The organism is Pelatocladus sp. BLCC-F211 (assembly GCF_041928655.1).
Taxonomy (GTDB): Bacteria; Cyanobacteriota; Cyanobacteriia; order Cyanobacteriales; family Nostocaceae; genus Pelatocladus.
The window spans coordinates 20,010-39,715 of sequence record NZ_JBHFLM010000164.1 but is presented as its reverse complement, the minus strand read 5'-3'; the positions used below and the strand labels follow the sequence as shown (position 1 = coordinate 39,715).

The window sequence follows — 19,706 nt, the reverse complement described above, 5'->3', positions numbered from 1 at the left end:
TATTGTATTTTTTCTCAACAAGCATACTACACAATAATTGTTCAAGGCCGCGGATGCTTTGAGGCTGACTTGAGAATATTTTTAACCTCTAATTCCATTTGGTTTGCGTTCTCTCATATCGCTTTTAGTCTAAACTCCAGTCATAAATTTACTTCCGTAATAACCGATTGTGACAGTTAAGGGGGCGGAATGTGGGTTCTAATGTACACTTGTCCAGCTTGCGATCACGCGTGCAGTGTAGAAACTTGCCCACACCACAACAGCTAGTAATTCCTCATCTAATGAGAAATAAGTCTTGAACTCATCAATCACTGTTTTATCCACCTGAAACGAACTAAAAGCTGTCAGTAGCGCTAGTTTTGCGATCGCTTTCGATTGCAAATCTAATTCATTTGTTAAAGTCTCAACCCACTGTCTACTAATTCCTTTGTTTTGTCCATCCCACTTACTAATGTTTTGCTCAACAAAATTCCGAACATCTGGCGAGACAAACTTGCAAATGCTTTCCTCTACGACAGCTGCATACCTCGATAAAGCTTGGGCGATAAATGGGTTTGATGCTGCCCATTTAAAATCATCAGGAAGGTTGGCCTCTGGTAGTAATACTAAAGATTTACCAGCATTTCTTGAGCTACCCACTAGTCCAGTTTTGATCATGACTTTACGAACTACCCAGTTAGCAATTCCCTTTCCAAATGGCAGTGGAATAAATGCTTTATTAAGAAAAATATTTACCAACCGATTAGTATAATGAAAATTCAAGGCTGCACCAATAATTTCTGGTGCTTCTACATTGTTAAAGGGTGGATTTAACTGAAGTGGATGGTTCGGTTGATTAGAAGATAATGCCCATTCAACGATGCTTATGAATTTAGGATCTGCAATGGTATTGAGATCATTATTAACAATTGCAATTGCAATTATCTCATGTTTTAGACCTGATAACATGATACTATGAGCATCAACACAATAAGGACAAGTGTTCAGTTTAGAGACGGCAAGATTTATTGCTTCTTTAACTTCGCGACTGACTTGATTATCTACTAAAAAAACCTCACGAAATAAAGACCAGTTACCTGCAAATAATTTCGGAGAAACAGAATGCATGGTAAAGGTAGAAATTGGCAGTGCTTCTTGCTGAATTTGAGCATAGGTTTTATTTAACAAATCATCTTTGTGAGTATATTTATTTGGCTTAATTGGTCTAAGGTATTTCATTAATTTATGTTCCTATATCAATAAATCATAAGTAAAGTTTATATGATTATTAAAAACAATTATAGTAAGCTTATTGAATTCATAAGCTTATTTTTGAAGAGGAGAATAGGGAAGAGATAAGAGGTAATAAATTTGTTTATAACTCATTCATAATTGCTATAGTATTGGAAGTTTTATTAAAAATTATTAAATCAACCAAGCTGTTAATTAAACGCTCATAATTCATAGGTAATTTTTTTTGTACATGTAACATATTTTGAACAATAGTAAAGTATACTAAAGTACCAAGGAAAATATGTGCAGTTGCCTCTGGATCAGGTATTTGAAGTTCTGGATGATTTACAAAATATTGAGTCAGAATTTCCAAAGCAGGTTTATCTACGTTGTCAACAAAAACTTGTGCTAGTAATGGGAAACGTCCAGATTCACCAATAATTAATCTAAATAAATTTATCAATTGCTGTTCATAATTCATACGCTCTACAATATTTTTTGCTAAGTATTGTAGAACAATACGAGGTTCTCCTTGGAAAAAATTCGGTACTTGAGAACTCAACACTGCTCGATAATTTGTCTGTACCAGTCGTTCAATCAATGCAGTGAATAAACTTTCTTTATCTTGAAAGTAGCTATAAACTGTTGTTTTGGATACACCTGCTGCTGCTGTCACCTTATCCATCGTTGTGCCACTATAGCCTTGTGCTAAAAACTCTTGCATTGCACCAGCAAGAATAGCATCAACCTTATTGGTTGAAAAACAACGATCTATCCTATTGTTGTTTGTTTGTTCACTCTTATTTTTCATTTTTTGCGCTCGCAATGTTTACATATTCCAAACACCAATTTGGCGGAATTTCTGATAACGCATTTGGCGACGCTGTTGACTAGTCATTTGAGTTAATTCCTCTAAATTTTGCAACAATCCCTGCTTGAGAATTGTCGCTGCTGCAATGGGATCACAGTGAGCGCCACTAGGAGGCTCTGGCAAAATTTGGTTGAGAATTCCTAAACTTTTCAGGTCTTGTGCAGTAATTTTCAGAGCAACTGCGGCTTGGGGTGCTTTGCTTACATCTTTCCAAAGAATCGCAGCACAAGCTTCAGGGGTGGCAACTGTGTAAACTGCATGTTCAAACATCAATAAGCGATCGCCAACACCAATACCCAATGCACCACCAGAACCCCCCTCCCCAATCACTGTGCAGATAATCGGAACATCTAATCTAAACATTTCCCGCAAATTGTATGCGATCGCTTCCCCTTGACCTTGATGTTCTGCTTGCACACCAGCCCAAGCACCTGGCGTATCAATAAAAGTTAAAATTGGCATTCCGAAGCGATTAGCGTGTTCCATCAATCGCATGGCCTTACGATAGCCCCCCGGTGCAGCCATACCAAAATTACGAGCAACATTATCTTTTGTATCTCGACCCTTTTGGTGTCCTAGCATGACTACAGGTCTTCCAGCTAGCTTTGCTATACCTCCAACTAAAGCTGGATCATCCGAACCACCGCGATCGCCATGTAGTTCTACCCATGTATCACTAATTGCTTTAATGTAATCAAGAGTACTAGGACGGCGCGGATGTCGAGCCATTTGCAATTTTTGGGACGGTGAAAGACTACTGAAAATTCCTTGACGTAGTTGCATAGCCTGTGCTTCTAATTGGCTAATTTGCTCGCCAATATCTACACCATTTTCTTTTGCAAGTTCACGAATTTTGTCGATTCGCGACTCCAATTCAACTAAAGGCTTTTCAAAGTCTAAAAGTAGTGGTTTCCGTTCAGTAGTTACCATAGTTTGCCATTAATTTAATATATGGTATGTTCTGCTTTACTTGGGATTATGTGGAGCTTAAAGCCATTGCTTCCCACTGCACCATAGAATGTGTAATTGAAAAAGGCTGATGTAAAGAAATCAACTGCGCTAGATTCTTCTTAAGTTCGGTGCGAGGGATGATGAGATCAACAAAACCATGATGTAAAAGATCCTCAGCAGTCTGAAAATCTTTAGGTAGCTTCTCCCGCAGTGTTTGTTCAATGACTCGACGACCAGCAAAGCCTATCGTTGCCTTTGGTTCTGCAATAATGATGTCACCCAACATGGCAAAACTGGCTGTGACACCACCTGTAGTTGGATGAGTCAGAATGGGAATGTAAAGTAGACCAGCTGCGCGATGATATTCCAAAGCACCTGAAATTTTGGCCATCTGCATCAGGCTTAACATTCCTTCTTGCATCCTCGCCCCACCAGAGGTGCAGACAATAATTACAGGGTATTGCTTAGAGGTTGCTCTTTCAATCAGACGGGTAAGTTTTTCTCCAACTACGGAACCCATGCTACCACCCATGAATCGGAAGTCCATGACACCAAGAGCGACTGGTAAACCTTCAATTTGACCAAAACCAGTTTGCACAGCATCCACTAAACCAGTCTTTTTTTGGGTTTCCACCAGACGAGCACTGTAGGCTTTACGATCATGAAACTGTAGTGGATCAGATGGGTATAGTTCCTCATCCAAGGGTATCCAGGTTTTGGCATCAATCAATTGTAGAATGCGCTCATCACTATATACCTGCTCATGATGTCCACACTCTTGACAAACCATATGATTAGCTCGTGATTCTTTGGTATAAACTAAAATTTCACAAGCACTACATTTACTCCATAAACCATCAGAAATATCACGCTCTTGGCGTTCCCAAATTAGAGAGTCAGATTTCCTTCGATTTTCAAACCAATCCAACAGTGACATTAAAACCTCCAAATCCTTTGTTTTCGATCATGCCAATTTTAGATATTGGATTGATTAATCCAAGATTACAAATATAAAATTGTAAATTGTTTGACAACAAAATCCCCGAATAAAATTTTTATTCTTTATAAAAGCACAACCAACTCCATAATTCGTCAATTAGCATTGTCGTTAGTGGCTATTGAACCAAAGTTGAAGGAAACTGAACCATATCCATAAAATCCGAATAAACATGATTGATATATTCATAATCATTAGTCCTATTATTAACATTCCGAATGGAACTCTACTAAATAAATTAAACATAAACAAAATTAATATTGGTAAATATACCAATATTAATATTTTCAATATTCGAGTCTTTCTTTCTCGAATATTTTTGTCGGTTCAATATTAACAATTGGTAAGGGTAAAGGAATCACTGCACCAGGAGGAAAAGCATATAATTGTCCTCCTTGGGTAAACAAATTTGTCCAACCATTTTCTTGACACCATTTTTTAATATTTTTGTCATGTAAATTGTTTATATTCATTGCTGCGTCCTATTTTTTGTAATACGTCCTTTTCTACCAATGTATTGACCATGAATACTGACCATATAAGGAACAATGTAAGTCAAACTTCCAGAGATCCAACGTTCAGATGTCATCTGACTAGTTAACAATGCCCAGCCATGATTAATCGTGAATAGGAGAGATCCTATAAATAGCGCTACTTTAAAGGCAGTTGGCATCAATTGGCGATCAAATAAACTGGATAAATATCCTCCTACAAAGTTCCTATGGCTCATTTGGTAATTTTCCTTAAAGTAGTAATTAGCAGCTATAAAAGATATTGGATTCCTATTTGACTTTTGAAAAAAAAATCAGTAGATTTGATGTTTTTTGTTTCTTGTTCCCTTTTAAATAATGTTGGGTTGTAAATCATCAAACTTTTCTGATGATAGGAGCCTTTAAATAAGCTTGAGGATTTTCAGGATCAAATTCCAAGCCATTAAAAAATTTCTCCACACCTCGTGATGTACTCGGTGGAATCATTTTCTCCTGACCGATGAATTTTGCTGCTTCTCGCCACAAATCCTCTCGATTTACAGCCTCGATTAAAGGTTTAGTTTCAAATTCTGGTGAGCGATACCCCCAGCGCATATCTTCAATCAAGAACCACAAGTCATGACTTTTGTAAGGATAAGAAGCATTATTACGCCAGAATTTAATTGCATGAGGACTGTTTTCTACCACACGCCCGTTCCCATAATCAAATTTACCTAACAAGCGATCGCGCAGTAAATCACTTGTTATTCCCATCCACTGTCGCTGTAACAGAATCCCAAACATCTCCTCCTTATTTTCTGCCTTGTCACACCACATTTGAGCTTCTAAGACTGCTGCTAGAAGTGCTTTAGCCGCTTTGGGATGCTTATCTACCCAATCACCACGCACCGCGAGTGCTTTTTCAGGGTGATTGTTCCACAACTCGCCACTGGTTACAGCTGAGTATCCAAGCTTCTTCTTAATTAAACGATGATGCCAGGGATCGACCACACAAAAGCCTTCCATCGTACCACCCCGCATATTAGCAACCATTTGCGGTGGTGGTACTACAGTCAGGGATGCATCTCGTTCTGGGTCGATACCAGCATAAGCTAGCCACCAGCGCATGAAAAAATCCCCTGTTACCCGTCGATAGGGAATAGCAAAGCGGGAAATTTCTCCATGTAAAGCTTTCTGAGCCAAAACTGATTTCAGGGCAAAGCCGTCTAAACCCAGGTTTAAATTTTTATAGGTATTGGCCAGTGAAATTCCCTGCCCATTCAGATTTAGGCGAGCCAAGATATACATGGGGATTTTACGACCATAGCTAATCTCTCCCGTCGCAATCAGATATGCCATCGGAAAGAGCAGATGAGCGCCATCCAAGCCACCGTCACCTGAACCTAACATCAGTTTGTCACGCATCACCGCCCAAGAAGGCTGCTTGAGAACCTGGACATGAGGCATACCATACTTAGCAAAAAAGCCTTTTGCTTTAGCAATGATTAAAGGAGAACAACTGGTTACAGGAATAAAGCCTAGTGTAGCTTTTGTTACTTCAATAGTATCGCTGTAGCCAGCATATATACCTGAATTCAACTGACTGGTAGTGGAGCCAGAGGTAGAACGATGGCTTATGGCTTGAGTCAGCATAGCGGCTGCACTTGTTGTTACTAAAAATTTGCGTCTGGAAAACTTCGTCATATCAATTCACCTCTTGAAAGTGATTAAAATAACTGCAATACATCTATAGTTTGTTTCTCAAAGAGACTTTGATGAATTAAACAAAACAAACCGCAGAAAATGTAGAGAAGGAAAAGTGAAAGGATGAGCGTTTAAATTAGTTTACCCATCGAAGTCTGTGTGAAGGGGGAATTAAACTGGGTCGGGTAAAATTTTGACAATTTCGCTTTTTATATACTTGACTTGCTGTTGTTGATGCAGGAATTGCATAAGTTCATGGCGGAGTTCGTGATATTTAGTGCTATCCATAATCTCTGTTCGGTATCGAGGATAGGGAAATGGCACTTTTAAAGTTTGCTCGATAGTAGCACCAGGGCCATTTTTCAACATCACGACGTGATTAGAAAGCAATAGCGCCTCATCTACATCATGAGTAACCATCATGGCAGTGATATTATTTGTATTGCAGATATACATCAATTCAGCTTGCAGATTACTACGGGTGAGTGCATCCAAGGCTCCAAATGGCTCATCCAATAATAGCAGCTTTGGCTTAATCGCTAAGGCACGCGCCAGCGCCACTCGTTGCTTCATCCCCCCAGAAAGTTGTGTTGGTTTCTTGTGAATGGCATCTTTCAGTCCCACCATTTCCAAGGTATGGGCAATTAACTGATGGCGTTCTTTCTTGGATTTGTGGCGCATTACTTTATTCACAGCTAAGGCTACATTATCCCAAGTCGTTAACCAAGGTAAGAGGGAATAGTTTTGAAACACCATCATTCGATCCGAACCGGGTTTACGTACAAGTTGACCATCAACTTGTACATAGCCTTGTGTTGGTTTATCCAATCCAGCCACAATATTGAGTAAGGTAGATTTGCCACAACCTGAATGACCAATCAAGGAAACAAATTCTCCTGGTCTGATATTCAAATTTATGTTTTTGAGGACAGGATTTTTGCTACCGTCGGATAGTTTAAATTCCTTTTCTATCCCTCTAATTTCAACAAAACTAGACATTGTTTATTCTCCTTAATTTTCTATTTTGAAAGTTCTTCTTTGCAATAGAGTTAATGTTGCGCTTATCTGTCCAATAGAGAAATTAAAAAGCTTATACCTTACTCTTGTGGAGTTAATTTGAACGATAGATAAGCCATTATTTTGTCTAGAAGCAAACCAACTCCACCTAAGTAAATAATTGCCAAGATAATCTCACTAATGTTTGAGTTGTTGTAAGCATCTATGATGAAAAAGCCTATTCCGTCATAAGCCAGCAGCATCTCAGCTGCAACCACAGCTAGCCAAGATAGACCAAGTGCAATCCTTAATCCTGTAAAAATATAGGGAAGTGTGGCAGGTAATAGAATTTTGAAAAAATTCTCAAAAACTGTAAGTCCTAAAATTTTGGAGACATTGGTGTAATCTCTGGGAATAAGCTGTACACCCAAGGCAGTATTAAGAATAATAGGCCAAATCGCCGTAATAAAAATTACAAAGATAGCTGAAGGATCTGGCTTGAGAAAAATAGCTTGAGCAAGAGGTAGCCAAGCTAGAGGTGCAACTGGACGCAATAGTTGAATAATTGGGTCAATTGCTTCTTTGATAAATTTATTGAGGCTAATGAGAAAACCAATAGAAATACCTACGATTGCAGCTAGGGAATAACCAAAAGTAACTCGTTCAAGACTAGCAAGAATCAGCCAGAAAAATCCTTTGTTATTGCCTCTTTTGTTAAAAAATGGATCTATAATTAAACCCCAAGTATCAGTTGTCACTTGAAATGGCGAAGGCAATGATGTTTGAGGATTAAGGCTAAGTAGATGCCATACAATTAACAGGGCTGCTATACCAAAAGTAGGTGCAATAATTGATTGAATCTGCCTGGAAGAAAGTAAGTGTTTGGTGTTTATAAACATTGGGATTTATCCTCTCATTTAATAAAAGATTAATCGAGATAAGTTCATTCTTTAACCAAGAAGCCACATCACAACGCAGAGAACACACAGAAATGATGAAATGCAAAAAAATTGTGAGTCAGTCTGACAGATATTTTTTAATTTGAGAAAAGCGATCGCTATCTCCTTCAACCTAATTTAGATAGCTTGTGGCTATGGCGATCGCTTACAAATATCGGAGTAGAGATTGAGGTTTGAGTGGTCTGACAGCTTTCAAATCAAAGATTTAGTAATCCAAATTTTAAGCAATACCAACAGCTGCTTCTTGGAAGCGTTGATCAAGCATTTGAGAAACTTTCAAGATAAATCCGTTGTCGAATTGAGACAACATTGATGATGGCTTGTCATAAGCAATATAAGTCTTGCCATCATAATCGTCATACACAAGCAATCTTGGTGGTACGTAAAGACCAACCGCAGGATTTTGTTCAATCATTTGGTTTGCAATCAGGGGATTACCTAGCAGATAAAGTTTGACATTCTTGGGTTTACCCATCAATGATAAAAGCGCACCCAAATCAAACATGGCCATTTTCATGAAACCGCTTGGACCTAACATTGATTCCAGCACAGCTTTGACTTCTTCAAAGGGAGCTTTTGCTGCAACAAGTTCTTCAAATACGCTATATTTACCATCGCCAACTATAGACTCGATCGCATTGATTACTTCATTAAATGGCTTGTCTGAAGACACAACTACCCGTGTGACTGTGTAATTAAGGGTTTGCACACGCTCGTCTGTAATTTTTACATCAACGGCTTCCATACATTTCTCCTAAATTGTTCAACTAGAGTGTTTTCAATTGAGTTGAGCAAGTTGCATACTTGCAGTGAAAAAAATCGAGCATTTTTGCAGTGTGTTTCAAATCCTCCTATTCAAAACGGATACAAATTTTACCGAAGTGCGCGCCACTTGCTTCATATGCCAAGGCTTCACCTATTTCCTCAAAAGCAAAGACGCGATCAACTATCGGTCGCATTTTATGCAAGGCGATCGCGCGGTTCATTTCCTCAAACATTTCCCGTGAACCGACATAAATTCCTTGCAATTGCAAACTTTTCAAAAATATTGCGCCTGTGTTGACGACACCATCACCGCCAGTCAAAGAACCAAAAAAGCTAATTTTACCGCCGTAGCGAACAGCACGTAGTGACTCGTTGATAGTACTAGGCCCACCAACTTCTACAACCAGGTCAACACCAACTCCTCCAGTGATTTCTTGTACTCGGTTGCCCCAATCTGGTGTTTTTTTATAGTTAATTGTATCTAAAACACCTAATTGATGTAATTTTTCTATCTTCTCATCACTGCTTGAGGTTGCAATCACACGCGCACCTGAGAGTTGAGCAAATTGGAGAGCAAACAGAGATGCACCTCCTGTTCCCTGTACCAGAACTGTGTCACCAGCTTTGACACCGCCAGAGGTGACAACTGCGTTCCAAGAAGTGACAGCCGCACAGGGAAGTGTAGCAGCTTCTTCGCTGGTGAGATGTTCGGGTACATGTACAATTCCATACTCAGGTAATACGATGTACTCTGCTAGTACGCCATCTAACACATTGCCAAGCAATGATTGGATCTGCGCGTCGGGTAGTTCCCTACCATATAAAGTATCTGTCAAAGCACCACCGTATAATAATGCACCACCTAGTGATGATGATGGGTGCATCTCGCCTAGTTCGCCGGATAGCCAGTTTTGAAAGAAGATTCCGGCTACGCGATCGCCTGTTTTAAAGCGGGTTACACCTTCCCCTACTTCAACTACTTCTCCTACACCATCAGATAAGGGAATGAATGGAAAGGGGTGTTTCAGTCCCAGAGCGCCGTTTATGATGATTAAGTCTCGGTAGTTCAGTGAAGCAGCTTGCATTTTGATCAATACCTGTCCTGAACTGACTTTGGGTATTAGACGCTCAGTGAGTTTTAGTGACTCTATGCCAAATCCATTTTGGAGTTCAATTACTTTCATCTTAGACTCTTGATAATTTCTATTGTGTGAAACTAACAATCCCCTCCTGAGTTGATGTCAATACCTGTCTATACCAATCTGGTATTACTTCAAACAACGCAGATTAGTTGAGTGATTCTAAACTTCACTACTACCAACCCAATTTTGTAGCCTTGATTGATAGCGATAACTCTTGAACTCTTCACGTGTTTTAGCAACAGTACTATTTGTGGGCTGACCAAGCAGCTTAAGTTTGTGAGTTACTTCTGCGATCGCCATTACTACCCCTGTCAACAACAGACGCACAATATGCAAAATGTTGCGGGGTCTAAGCAAGCCAATAGGGCCGAATCCTTTCCATTGCAACATAGTAAACCAAATTACTATATAGAAACAGTAGGCTCTGAGTCCTGCAAAAACATTAAGTTTGCTAGGCTCTAATTTTGCATTCTCCAGAAAGTTATCAAAAAATTTATCTGGATGATAACTTCCGATTAACTGATCGGCTCGTAGCTGATCCATAAATCCAATGTTTGTCCCCCGTTCAGCCAAATAACTCAGCTGTTTGTAAGTATCCACCCAAAAACTACCATTAATTTTGAAAAATATTAGAGCCAGACGAGAAAACAGTAAGTCTAAGTGCCACTTACCAACATATATTGGTAGTAATGTGTTAAACCATGCCATATAGTTCCCATAAAGCCGCCAACTCATGATACTGGCGTTACCAACTTGCTTTTCCTGACTGCTAACAGCAACGTTCATAAAGCGAGCAAGGGCAAGATTAAAGTGATGGTAAGCCTCGCGTTTCTGTTCAGCATCTTTTTCATTTCCCAGCTTGGCACGAATAATCTCAGTTACAGACTCAATCGCTATACAAGACATTGTTGTTCCAGTACTGTAGAGCGCGTCAAAGTTGCTGGCTGCATCTCCTATGACATACCAATTGTCACGAGAAAACAGCTTTTTACTTGTATGAGCAATCCTCGGCCAGTAATTAAACTCAACGTGTTCACCACTCTGGAGGAGTTTGTAAACTACACTATGGTTAGCTTTGATAAAAGCATAAAACTTTTCTTTGCTGTTAACCAATTCACATGGAATTACGTCTGGATGATGAAGTAGTCCCACTGATAACTCTTTTGTTTGGGTGTCAACGGGAATCATCCATAACCAGTGACCTTTGCCCATCCAATGATTGGTAGCATAGTAACGACTTTCCAAGCTCTCTGTAGAATACACACTGTTGTCAAAAATAGTGCGGTCTACATTCTTGACTAACACCCATCCCGAACTTGGTTTAATATTAATAGGTAATTCTTTCGGATGCAATAAGAGGTTATCAGTTTTACGCCCAATGATAAACTTGCGACCTGCTGCATCAATTAGGTGTTTTGCTTTTAACTGTATATAATCATCATGGAGCTTAACCTTAACAGTATTATGTTCATCTCCAGGAGTTAGCTCTACATCAACAACACGACCATTATAGAAGTGCGCTCCCATCTGCTTGTTCATCTCAAGCACATCTAGATCAAACTTCAAGCGATTCAAATGAAAAGATGGAATTGTTAGTTGTCGGTTAACCCAGATGTTGTAATAGTCATCCAATGATTCTGTTTTGTCTACATCTTTTGGCCAATGCCAGTTCAGGCCTGCTTTATGGGTATGCTCTTCCAGTAGATAATCATGAAGACCCAACTCGCTAAAGAGAAACATAGACGCCGCTTCCAAGGTTGATTCACCTGGTCTGTGGTTTACTTCAGATGGATCTTGGGAACGGGGATCAATGATAGCAAGTCGGATATCAGGGATTTTGAGCAGTAAATGACGAGCTTGACAGACTCCTGCATATCCTGCACCCATAATCACAACATCATATTCATCATATTCAAGTTGTTGTGCAATTGTATTCATTGCTATCCTTTTGTTAGCTTAAAAGTTTATAATTGCTGATTCAAGTTTTGTAGTAAGCACTTTAGTGCTTGATTGAGCGCTTTAGCGCTCACTACATACACCTCAACACTAGTTACAGATAAGATAAGCTCGGTAGTTTTGCCACAAAGACTGAACTGGTGTTGCTCCAATATTCGGTAGTTTCTCTTGCATCAAGTCTGTAGTATCTGCGGCATTAGCAACTAGCTCAGATAGAATTGTATGAGCCAATTCCACATGGGCTGCTGGTGTGCCTAGCATTCTACGGAATTTAGCAGCACAAGCTGCTCCTTGTGCTAAGGCTGGAAGATAAGCTCCGGCTGCGGTTCCTAAAGCTTCTAGAGTCTCACGTTGCACGCCACCAATCGAACTGCATACATAGCCAATGCCACACCACAAATCGGGCTGTCTGCTAGAAGAAAAAGTAGCAATTGTTTCTTGAATATGAGTGACATTGCCAGCATCTATTAACCAAATACTACGCCCTAATCCTTGGTCAAAAATGCGACTAGTATAGCCAGAGAAGTATTCAGGTCTTGGTTGACCATAAAGATAGTCTTGCCAGTGCAGCATACCAGATTGAAAACCATAACCATCAGCGATCGCCCAAACCCGTAAAGGATTAAATGGTTCTAAATAAGATGTGATGAATGGCTCAAGTGGCAATTTATCGGTTGCTAGCAGCGCACCCACCCCTAAAAACACCATAATTTGGTAAGTTACACTTGTGCCGGCAACAAAAGTTTCTACCCGGTTTAATTCACTAGGTGTAAGCATATCCTGCTTGGCAAGCGCCATCCCTACTCCTTCTAGCGCAAATCCAAGTAACTCAGGCTCCATTGTTTCCAACTTGGCTAAAATTGCTTCTGGTTTTTCACCACTAGCAACTAACTCGTTGATTCCCAACACAGCTCGTCGCACTTTAACAAATCGCTGCTTTGTTGCTGGGTCAAGGGCTTGAATTCCGCGTACTTCTCTTGCTTTCAATAATGAAGCAAGCCAAGGATCCATTTGATCCATTTGGGTTTTTTCTACTGTCTGTTCTGTTTGTGTCATTTTGATTCTCCTGTTTAAACTTTTTTTCACTTTTACCTATCTTCAAAACAGACCCTGACAATGAAGAGATGAAACATCGACCACGAGATAAAAATCAGCAAACACAGGTGGATTATGGATTAGCTGCTAAGTTATAATTCCTGATCCCCGATCCCCAATCCCCAATCTTCAAGCCAACAAAGCAACTCTGCTCTGATGTATAAGATGTATGCGGTAGGGTTGCCAGTTTTCTTGCTCTGGTGTCATGGTGTTAGCAGAGAAACTTTCTAATATTTTGTCTATAGTCTCAGCAGCAGCCTCAGCTCCCATCCTGCAAAAAACCTGACAAGCTAATTCTGTGTAGATGGATGGATTCCCAAGTAGTTGACGTGACTTGGCGGCTATAGCTGCTGCTTGAGCCAAAACTAAATCATAAGATCCTGCTGCTATTTTTAAAGCTTCCAAAGTAGACTGATCGACACCACCAGCATAAGCACAAGCATAACCAAGTCCCCCCCACAGATTCACTTGTCTTTCTGGTGGGAAATTAGCGATCGTTTGGGGAATCCGAGTGACATCAGTACCATCAATAAACCAAATACTACGCCCCATACCTTGGTCAAAAACTTGACAAGCATAGCCAGTCAGTGGTTTTGGTATCGGTTGACCTTGGAGATAATCTTGCCAATGGGTGAAACCATGTTGAAAGCCATAACCATCAAGTACTAACCAACTTCTGATCAGGTTAAGTGATTTTAAGTACGGTTCGATGGGCAACTTTTTTCTGCCCAGCATCAAACCTAACCCCACATATACAAAGTTCTCATAAGCAGCCCCAGGGCCTTTGACAAAAGTTTCTACTCGATTGTGATCAGTAGGTGCAAGTAAATCTCGTTGTGCTAAACCCGTACCTACTCCCTCTAATGCAAATCCGAGCAAGTCAGCTGAAACTGCATTTAATTTAGGCAGAATTTCTTCCAAGTCTTCGGTAGTAGTTCCTATTTGGTAGCCTTGACTATAAGTACCATGTATTTTTCCCAAGCGTTGGGCTGCTTCAGGAGGTAAGGGGGGAACTCCACGTAGTTTTCTAGTTTCGGATATGATATCTTGTGTCACTTTGGTTCTCCTAATTGAAATTGTTGCTTTTTGTGTTGGACTATATTTCAAGTTGTGGCAGCAGGTTGATTCTGAGCAAGGTAACAGAGCGCACGAAACCGCAACCCAACAAATTGGTCGTACAAAGGATTGAGCTTACACAAAGGTGGAATGCGAGTAATCAGATAACCAAATATTTGAATGTCTCTTTCAAACGGACAGGTCGCTGGGATAACTGTGCATAAGAATTGTGCGAGTTTAAAATTATTAATTTTGATCGCATCTAGCTTTTGTCGGATTAGCTGTAATAAATCTAGCTGTAGTAAGTCAATTAATTGCATCATGATCGTGGGAAGTGGTCTTCCATTAGACTTGAATTATTGAAGTTATTGAGCTTGGTAAATATGCTTTAACCTCTGGTGGTGAACCTCTCCCGACATGGGGAGAAGTTGCAAAAGTTCATATTGTGTTTAAAACTCCTGTGGAATCCAAATTCCATGAAAACCATAGGGAACTCGCTGGGGAATGAGAACACGAGCTATAGCTTCAGTAGTTAAATCTTGAGCATTTAATACTAGTAATTCAGAAGCTTGTTGTGTTGAATCATAAACAAAGCTCATTAACCAACCATCATCCTCTGTATTGGCATTGGGGCGAGGGACAAAAACCGCTTCTCCACCGAAACGACCTGATCCCAACTCATATACCTGTGAGGAGTCGGTTTTAAAATCATATTTCAGCAATCCGTCAAAGCTAAATGCTATCCTTTGCCCAGATGCCATTTTTGCTGTATAAGCATATCGGCTTTGTCGCCCCAATCTTTGCTGATTCAGACTAGGAAAATCTGATGCTAGATCATCCAGTGGTTCTTCGTGAACCGCACCTGTACGCAGATTAAATCGCCAACGGTAAAGTCGTGGCTTATCATCCTGGACATCATTAAACTTTGTTGGGATGTCAAGAGATGTTGTCCCACTCATCCGACAAGCGATAAGGACAATTTCTTCTCCAGTTTCATAAGCATTAACAGTATGGAAAATATAGCAAGAAGGAGCCTCAAACCATTGAATATTACTGTTATCTCCATGACGGGGAAGGATACCAAAGCGACTGGGAACATCTGACTCGAACAAGTATGCTGATTCTCCTCGCATGATTCTTTCCATGCTAAAAGTCAGAGGCAGATACATAAAAATAGTATAGTGTTCAGTGATGGCGAAGTCATGCATCATCACTGGTGCTGGTATATCAATAGTTACAGTTTTTGTTAGTTCTCCCTCCCGTGACACAACATTATATTGCAGATATGGTTGCGAAGTCACAGCATAGCCATAGAACATCATCTCTCCAGTTTCCGGATCAACTTTGGGATGAGCTGTAAAGCGAGATGCAAGTTTACCTTGATAGTTATATGGCCCAACTGTCTCTAAGTTGGGTACTGCAATTTCGTAAGGTTCAGCTCCTTCCCACAGAGCTAAAAGTTTTCCACCATGCCAAACTACAGCAGTATTGGCAGTATTTTTGAAAGGCCCAAACAGATTATTATGAGGAAGTTCAAAGTTAGGTGGTTCCGTTGGCCCTTTCCATAGCGATCGCCCTGCTTCGATTTCCATTTTCAAAGCTCTAGTTTGCACGAAACGATTGCGATAGGAAGCTTTACCATGATTAATTTGTACCCCATGCAACATCCCATCACCATCAAACCACTGATGACGACCAATAGGAGCAAACTTAGGATTTGGGCCATTGCGGACAAACATCCCGGATAAATCAGGAGGTAATTCACCAATTACAACGAGTTCATCAGCAGTAATTTCCTGCTGTACTGGGGCGAAATTACCATCAAGATAAGGACTGATTATTGTTGTAACCATTTTTGTTTTCTGTAGTAAATAACAATGAAAACTTGTTGAAAATTACTCATGGGACTTACTTAGCTGTCACATAAAATTCTTATTTTTTATTTGTAATAAGGGCTTTAGTCCTTATTCTGAGGACTAAATTCCTTACTACGAACTTAAGTTAATATGTTCAGTTACGTAAGCCATAACTCAGTTTCAAATCAGTAAACAGTTCGCAAAAACATAAAATATTTTGAAGATTTCCATCCAAGGAATAGAACTGATAACTGATAAATTAAATTAGCGCTTTTTTTGTCCTCTAGGAGCAGGATAATATCTCCATTTTTGATCGAACAGAAAAGATTTGTTCAGTACACTTCTTTGATAAGAAAAGTTTTCAAAGCCAGCTTTGCCATGATAACGACCCATTCCACTTTCACCAACTCCTCCAAAAGGTAAAGAAGGAATAGTTAAATGCATGACTGTATCATTAATACAAACTCCACCTGATGTAGTTGCCTGCAATATCTGAGTTTGATGTTGTTTATTATTGGAAAAGAAGTAAAGAGCTAAGGGTTTTGGTCTTTCATTAATGATCGCGATCGCTTCATCCAAATCCGTGTACTCCAGCACAGGAAGAATAGGTCCAAAAATTTCTTCCTGCATAATATTGTCTTCCCAAGAAACTTGCTCGATGACTGTGGGAGCAATGTAGAGGTCTTTGAGATTAGTCTCTCCTCCCACTACAATTTTTCCATATTTTAGCAGATTAGCAAGACGAAAAAAATGTTTTTGGTTAATTATTCGGGAATAATTTGGACTTTTGGATGGAATATTACCATAGAATTCACTGATATATTTATCAATTCGATTTAACAATTTTTCTTTGATATTTTTATGCACTAAAAGATAATCAGGAGCAGTGCAAGTTTGACCAGCATTGATAAATTTGCCCCAGACAATTCTTTTAGCAGTATATTCAAGGTGCGTATTTTCATCAACAATGCAAGGGCTTTTACCACCTAGCTCTAGAATTACCGGAGTTAAATGCTTGGCAGCAGCGGACATAACAATTTTACCAACTTCAGTTCCACCAGTAAAAAAAATATGATCAAACTTTTCTGACAATAATTCTTTACTGACTTCTACACCACCTTCAATAACATGAATAAAGGAAGGTTCAAATGTTTTACCAATAATTTCAGCAATCACACCAGAAGATTGAGCAGATATTTCGGAAGGTTTTAAAACTACACAATTACCAGCTGCGATCGCTCCAATTAAAGGAGTCATTACCAAGTTAAAAGGATAATTCCAAGGGCCAAGGATCAAAGTCACGCCGAAAGGTTCAGCATAAATGTGAGAAGAAGCAGGAAACTGATGATAAGGAGTAGCGACTTTTTGCGGTTTTATCCAATTCTTAATATGCTTAAGCGCGTAATCAATTTCCTTGAGAATTCCCACTGTTTCAAAGTAAGCATCAAAACCCGATTTATTTAAATCAGCCTTTAAAGCTTTAAAAATAGCAGGTTGATTTTCTGTTATTGCTTGCTTTAACTTTTGCAATTGTGCAATCCGAAAATCAATATTTTTGGTTTTACCAGTCCGAAAGAACTGTTTTTGTTGTTCCAGAATGTTACTAATTCTAACTGGAGGTTGTGCAAGCATAAAATTTTTCACCTCAAAATAATTATGTTTGATACTAATCTCATCAGAGTCAAAACTTCTCTGTCATCTCTTTCCTTTGCGTTCTCTGTGTCCTCTGTGGTTTTAAAATAATTGTATTTAACCGCAGAGACGCAGAGAACACAGAGATTAGAAACGCGATGTTTCTCGCGTCTCTAACTGTTAACTGTTAAACCTCTGCTTTCACCAATTCACGAGATTGAGTAGTAACATTACCATTTGGTGCTTCTGTTACTTCTTCTAGCCAAGGTTCTAATTTGGCTGGAGAACGGTAATTTTTGAATTCTTTTCTGATATTAGCGATGATACTGTTCCCTGGGATATTTTTGGTTTTAATCCGAAAAATTAAATGATCCCAAGCAGCTTCAACAAATGCTTTGAACAAAGCAAAGACGTGTTTCAAATTACGTGGTGATAACACTCCTTTCAAACCATAAGCTTTCCACAAGAATTTGAGATACCAGAGAGCAACAAAGAAGTGAGACCATTGAATAGAAACATAGATGTTAGCACGCTGAGGTTCATACTTAGTCAGGTGCAAGAAGTTATCGAAATCATTACTCATGGTGAAACCAAAGGGCAATTGATCGGCGATATGAGTATGCAAGAATCCGATATTGGCTTTGCGTTCTACCAATTCATCAAGATGTTCATACACCGCATTCATGATTTGTACGACATATAAACGACCTGGTTTAGCGACAACATTTTTGAGGAAATCTAAATCTAAATGCCATTTACCTACAAACATAGGAATTAGCATTTTGAACCACCAAATATTTTCTAGGTACATGCGCCAAGTCATGATACTAGCGTCACCAATTTGCTTTTCATGACGGCTAACCAAAACATTGGTGCGATCGATCATGTTTAAAGCAAATTTGTTGTACAAGGCGCATTTTTCTTTAGCGTTAGCTTCACCTGCTAACTTGGCACGAATAATTTCTGTGACGCTTTCAATTTGAAAGGACATCATCGTTAACCCCTGAGAGTAGAAGGGGTCGAAGATAGCAGCTGCATCACCAATGATGTACCAGTTATCTTGGGAGTACATCTGCTTACTCTTATGCGCTATTCTTGGCCAGTGATGAAAGTCAACTTCTTCTCCACTCTTGAGTAAGCGGTAAACAACGTTGTGATTCGCTTCTAGGAAAGCATAGAATTTTTCTTTGGTATTAACGCTGTGAGGGGAGATAATGTCGTGGTGGTAGAGTAATCCAATAGACAATTCCATATTTTGAGTGTCAGTTGGTAACATCCATACCCAATGTCCGTGACCCATCCAGTGATTTGCAGCATAGTAGTGGCTGCATGTACAAACGTGGGGATCATAGCCACTGTGGAAAATGCTACGATCCACATTTCTGAATCGCATCCATACTGAACCATTATTAATACCATAGAGGTTTTCTGGGCCAGTAATCAAATTGTCTGTTTTGCGACCAATGAGGAACTTACGACCAGCAGAATCAATCACATGTTTGGTTTTTAATTCCAAATAGCGATCGCCCTGTTTGACATGGACAGTATTCAGTTCATCGCCAGGGGTGAGATCCACATCTACAACTCGACCATTATAAAACTCAGCCCCCATCTGCTGGTTCATTTTCAGCAAGTCTCGTTCAAATCTTGGGCGATTGATCAGTACGGAAGCTAGTGGAGGTTGTTTTACAGTCCAGATATGATAGTAGTCTTCTGTATTCTCCGTTTTTCCAGCTTCTTTAGCCCAGTGAAAGTTTAAGCCAAACTTGGGTGGGTGATTTTCAATCATGTAATCATAAAGTCCCAACTCCTTACAAATCATCAGGGTGGAGATTTCAACAGTTGATTCACCAACCTTCATATCTCTATCAGTACGTTCTTCCGGACGGGGGTCAACTAAAGCAATCTTGATGTTAGGAATATTGAGTAGTAAGTGACGAGCCTGACAGACTCCTCCAATGCCAGCACCCATAATTACAACATCGTAGACTTGAGATTGAGTGTTGTTAGTTGTCATTTTCTTGACTCTGATAAAAGGTTTAGT

The 19,706-nt window shown here is 39.6% G+C and carries 18 protein-coding genes; all 18 read right to left on the bottom strand.

Going from position 1 to position 19,706, the window contains the following annotated elements; translation table 11 throughout:
- Positions 1-198 precede the first annotated feature (198 nt).
- Positions 199-1,218 carry a carboxymuconolactone decarboxylase family protein gene (locus ACE1AT_RS20535; protein WP_374871660.1) on the bottom strand — a complete coding sequence of 340 codons (1,020 nt, stop codon included), beginning with the start codon at positions 1,216-1,218 and terminating at the stop codon, positions 199-201.
- Between the two features lie 136 nt (positions 1,219-1,354).
- Positions 1,355-2,023, bottom strand: coding sequence for a TetR/AcrR family transcriptional regulator (locus tag ACE1AT_RS20530; RefSeq protein WP_374871658.1), 669 nt, complete (start codon positions 2,021-2,023; stop codon positions 1,355-1,357).
- Positions 2,024-2,041: 18 nt separating this feature from the next.
- On the bottom strand, positions 2,042-3,013 hold the full coding sequence (locus ACE1AT_RS20525; RefSeq protein WP_374871656.1) for an acetyl-CoA carboxylase carboxyltransferase subunit alpha: 972 nt from the start codon (positions 3,011-3,013) through the stop codon (positions 2,042-2,044).
- 46 nt (positions 3,014-3,059) lie between these two features.
- The gene (gene accD, locus ACE1AT_RS20520; RefSeq protein ID WP_374871654.1) at positions 3,060-3,971 is read right to left on the bottom strand and encodes an acetyl-CoA carboxylase, carboxyltransferase subunit beta; all 912 of its coding nucleotides are present in this window, start codon (positions 3,969-3,971) and stop codon (positions 3,060-3,062) included.
- Positions 3,972-4,318: 347 nt separating this feature from the next.
- On the bottom strand, positions 4,319-4,504 hold the full coding sequence (locus ACE1AT_RS20515) for a hypothetical protein (protein WP_374871652.1): 186 nt from the start codon (positions 4,502-4,504) through the stop codon (positions 4,319-4,321).
- Positions 4,501-4,761, bottom strand: a complete 261-nt coding sequence (nrtS, locus tag ACE1AT_RS20510) for a nitrate/nitrite transporter NrtS (protein WP_374871650.1) — start codon at positions 4,759-4,761, stop codon at positions 4,501-4,503. Before nrtS ends, ACE1AT_RS20515 begins: the two co-directional genes overlap by 4 nt.
- Positions 4,762-4,897: 136 nt before the next feature.
- Positions 4,898-6,205 carry a CmpA/NrtA family ABC transporter substrate-binding protein gene (locus ACE1AT_RS20505; protein ID WP_374871648.1) on the bottom strand — a complete coding sequence of 436 codons (1,308 nt, stop codon included), beginning with the start codon at positions 6,203-6,205 and terminating at the stop codon, positions 4,898-4,900.
- Between the two features lie 171 nt (positions 6,206-6,376).
- Positions 6,377-7,204, bottom strand: a complete 828-nt coding sequence (locus ACE1AT_RS20500) for an ABC transporter ATP-binding protein (RefSeq protein ID WP_374871646.1) — start codon at positions 7,202-7,204, stop codon at positions 6,377-6,379.
- Positions 7,205-7,302: 98 nt separating this feature from the next.
- Complete coding sequence (ntrB, locus tag ACE1AT_RS20495; RefSeq protein ID WP_374871644.1) at positions 7,303-8,100, bottom strand: nitrate ABC transporter permease; 798 nt, start codon at positions 8,098-8,100, stop codon at positions 7,303-7,305.
- 280 nt (positions 8,101-8,380) lie between these two features.
- Complete coding sequence (locus ACE1AT_RS20490) at positions 8,381-8,905, bottom strand: DUF302 domain-containing protein (RefSeq protein ID WP_374871642.1); 525 nt, start codon at positions 8,903-8,905, stop codon at positions 8,381-8,383.
- 106 nt (positions 8,906-9,011) lie between these two features.
- Positions 9,012-10,109, bottom strand: a complete 1,098-nt coding sequence (locus tag ACE1AT_RS20485; protein ID WP_374871640.1) for an NAD(P)-dependent alcohol dehydrogenase — start codon at positions 10,107-10,109, stop codon at positions 9,012-9,014.
- A 117-nt stretch (positions 10,110-10,226) separates the two neighbouring features.
- Entirely contained in the window at positions 10,227-12,005 is a 1,779-nt protein-coding gene (locus ACE1AT_RS20480; protein ID WP_374871638.1) for an NAD(P)/FAD-dependent oxidoreductase, read from the bottom strand.
- A 108-nt stretch (positions 12,006-12,113) separates the two neighbouring features.
- Complete coding sequence (locus ACE1AT_RS20475) at positions 12,114-13,079, bottom strand: DUF1702 family protein (protein WP_374871636.1); 966 nt, start codon at positions 13,077-13,079, stop codon at positions 12,114-12,116.
- A 168-nt stretch (positions 13,080-13,247) separates the two neighbouring features.
- Complete coding sequence (locus ACE1AT_RS20470) at positions 13,248-14,225, bottom strand: DUF1702 family protein (protein ID WP_374871634.1); 978 nt, start codon at positions 14,223-14,225, stop codon at positions 13,248-13,250.
- On the bottom strand, positions 14,222-14,497 hold the full coding sequence (locus ACE1AT_RS20465; protein ID WP_374871633.1) for a Mo-dependent nitrogenase C-terminal domain-containing protein: 276 nt from the start codon (positions 14,495-14,497) through the stop codon (positions 14,222-14,224). The genes ACE1AT_RS20470 and ACE1AT_RS20465 overlap by 4 nt, the downstream gene beginning before the upstream one ends.
- A 126-nt stretch (positions 14,498-14,623) precedes the next feature.
- On the bottom strand, positions 14,624-16,027 hold the full coding sequence (locus tag ACE1AT_RS20460; protein ID WP_374871631.1) for a carotenoid oxygenase family protein: 1,404 nt from the start codon (positions 16,025-16,027) through the stop codon (positions 14,624-14,626).
- Positions 16,028-16,294: 267 nt separating this feature from the next.
- Positions 16,295-17,662: an aldehyde dehydrogenase gene (locus ACE1AT_RS20455; RefSeq protein ID WP_374871630.1), complete on the bottom strand. Its 1,368-nt coding sequence runs from the start codon at positions 17,660-17,662 to the stop codon at positions 16,295-16,297.
- A 187-nt stretch (positions 17,663-17,849) separates the two neighbouring features.
- Complete coding sequence (locus ACE1AT_RS20450; RefSeq protein WP_374871628.1) at positions 17,850-19,679, bottom strand: NAD(P)/FAD-dependent oxidoreductase; 1,830 nt, start codon at positions 19,677-19,679, stop codon at positions 17,850-17,852.
- Positions 19,680-19,706 lie beyond the last annotated feature (27 nt).